Origin of the sequence: Streptomyces sp. NPDC059564, from assembly GCF_042735575.1 — a bacterium.
Classification (GTDB): Bacteria; Actinomycetota; Actinomycetes; order Streptomycetales; family Streptomycetaceae; genus Streptomyces.
Window position 1 is genome coordinate 1 of record NZ_JBHWBP010000596.1, and the last position, 2,638, is coordinate 2,638.

Here is a 2,638-nt window from a genome sequence, read left to right on the forward strand (position 1 = left end):
CCACTCTTCGGGATCTCCCCGGCCACCGTCTGCCGGGTGATCCAGCGTCTGCGACCGCTGCTGGCGCTGGAGCCGGCCCCGCGGCCGGTCGCCGACGTGGACCGGCTGTGGATCGTGGACGGAACCTTGATCCCGGTCCGGGACCGCACGGTCGGTGCCTCGTCGAGGAACTACCGGTTCTCGGCGAACGTACAGGTCATCATCGACGCGGACAGCCGACTGGTCGTCGCGAGCGCACGCCCGGCGCCGGGCAACAAAGCCGACGCCCACGTCTGGCGGGAGTCGGACCTGCCGGCAACGGCAGCCGGGACGACAGTGATCGCGGACGGCGCCTACCTCGGAACCGGGCTGATCGTCCCGCACCGCAGAAGGGCCGGACGCCCCCTTCTGCGCGGGCAGGAGGAGGACAACGCGGAACACCGCCGGGTGCGGGCCCGCGTCGAGCACACCTTCGCCCGGATGAAGAACTGGAAGATCCTCCGCGACTGCCGCCAAAAAGGCGACGGCCTCCACCACGCCGTGCAGGCCGTCGCCACCATGCACAACCTCGCCATGACAGGGTGAAACAGCAGGTCAGGCACCACTCAGGCCTGCCCGAAACGGGCCTTCTGCAACACCCTTTAGCCGTGGCGACGTCTCCCTGACGCTCGGACTCCTCCGCCAATGCGAACCTCTCCGCTGCGGCGGCCCGGATCCTCAGCGTGGCCCCTCCGAACTCAAGGCTCTCGATGCGGCTGCCGAGCAGAGCGAGGAGAAGCAAGACGCCCCCGAATACGATCAGCGCCGCCGAGCCGGGCCCGTTCTGGGTCGCGAAGACCGCAAGTGCCCCTATGCCGAATGACCCCGCACCCAGGAGAGCCTTGAGCGTACGCAAGGCGGGCATGAACCAGATGGTTGTGGCGCTCGTCTTCACCTACCGCTCCGCTTCTGTTCGGATGAACGCGAAGCTACCGGCAAACGGGCATGGACCCGGTCAATTGAGGCTTCGTGTTGATGTCGTCCAGGGGCACAGCACCAGCCTCTCAGCAGGTTGAGAAGCAGGTTTTCAGAAAGTGGGTGGCCTGCCCGCCCGGGTGAGGCGGGCTGCCGTCTTCCAGCTCATGGGCCGTCGAGGGCCCTCACCCCCGGCGAGGCCTTCACGGAACCCGGCCAAGGTGACCCTCAGTGCTTCGGGGTCGCGTGTGCGCCAGAGGGTGATGAGAGTCCAGGTAGCGAGGTTGACGGGGATGAGGGGGCGGGGGAGGTTGCGGCGGGCAACCCAGACGCGGTTGCGGGCGTTGAGCCGGTAGAAGGTGTCGTGCCGGGCCGGGTCGGTGGCCGGGTGGTGAACGATGATGTCGGGTACGTATCGGCCGTGGCAGCCGAGGTCCCAGAGTCTCCAGGCGAGTTCCACTCCTTCGTGGAAGAGGAAAAAGTGGCCTGGCCAGCCGCCGGCCCGGTCGTAGGCGTCGCGCCGGACCATGACGACGCCTTCGGCCATGACCGTGACGATGCCGGGGCGGGCCGGGTCGGAGGTACGGAGACGTGGTACCCAGCGGCGGAGCGTGACGCCGGTGACGGGGTCGCAGATGCGGGGCTGCGCGTACGCGAGCTGCGGGTCGCGGAGGAATTCGGCGACCAGTCGCGCGAGGGTATCGGTGTCGGGAAGCTGGGCGTCGTTGTCGAAGAAGAACAAGTAGTCGCCCTTGACCTGGTCGGCGCCGATGTTCCGGCCTTCAGGGATGCCTACGTTCTCGGGCAGGTCGACGCTGCGGACACCGGCGGGGACCTGTTCGGGGACGCAGCCGTTGCCGATCACGACGACGTCCAGCTCGATGCTCTCTTGAGTCAGGAGGGAGGCCATCGCCCGGGGGAAGTCTTCGGGGCGGTCGTTCATCGTCAGGACGACGACTCCGACCGTAGGACGCGTGGCGCCACCGCTCACAGAACTGCCCTCCGCTTCATGTGGTCCTCAACCCTAATGCCCGGTTCTGGTGCCCGATGACGCGCCGCTGGTGGTGAGCGCGATGACCGAGGCCGCCAACGCGGTGCGCAGGGCGCCTTCCACAGCCGGCGACTTCCCGCGTGGGAGCCGGTCGACGAGGGAGTCGGCCACGACGAGGACGGCCGCAGTCTCGACCGCGCGGTGCCGACCGACCGCGAAGACGGCGGCCGCCTCCATGTCGGCGGTGAGAATGCCAGCGCTCTGGTGGTCCGCGACTTCGACCGCGGTCTCGCGGTACGGGGCGTCGGTGGTCCAGCTTGTTCCGCATGTCACCGGGCCGTCGACGCCCGCGAGGGCTTTGAGTAGGTGCTGGGTAAGGCCGGGCCAGGGATCGATGGAGCGGCCTGGGGGGAGGTAGTGGTGGGAGAGGCCTTCGTCGCGCAGCGCGCGGTCGCACACGACGAGGGTGCCCGGGCGGAGCCCGGGCTGGAGGGCGGCGGCGGTGCCGACCGTGATGATGCGGCGGGTGCCGAGTGCGGCGAGCTGTTCGACGGCGAGTGCGGCGGCCGGGGCGCCGAGTCCGAAGTTCCCGCAGAGCGCGATGTGGCGGCCGTTGTGTTCGGCGAGGTCGAGGCCGCCGCGTACCCAGGGGCGGAGTCGGGTGCGGTAGGTGCTGCGTGCGTGTTCCGCGAGTCGGCTCTGGTAGAGGAGGAT

At 69.1% G+C, this 2,638-nt stretch carries 3 protein-coding genes; 1 reads left to right on the top strand and 2 read right to left on the bottom strand.

The features are described from left to right. A partial coding sequence (locus ACFV0Q_RS40695; RefSeq protein WP_385013035.1) for a transposase occupies nt 1–564 on the top strand: 564 nt, incomplete at its 5' end. Nucleotides 565–1,045: 481 nt separating this feature from the next. On the opposite strand, the gene ACFV0Q_RS40700 is transcribed toward ACFV0Q_RS40695, so the two are convergent. Continuing rightward, nucleotides 1,046–1,924 carry a glycosyltransferase family 2 protein gene (locus ACFV0Q_RS40700; RefSeq protein ID WP_385013037.1) on the bottom strand — a complete coding sequence of 293 codons (879 nt, stop codon included), beginning with the start codon at nt 1,922–1,924 and terminating at the stop codon, nt 1,046–1,048. Nucleotides 1,925–1,957: 33 nt separating this feature from the next. Continuing rightward, nucleotides 1,958–2,638 (bottom strand): nucleoside phosphorylase (locus ACFV0Q_RS40705; RefSeq protein ID WP_385013039.1); only part of this gene is annotated, 681 nt, incomplete at its 5' end.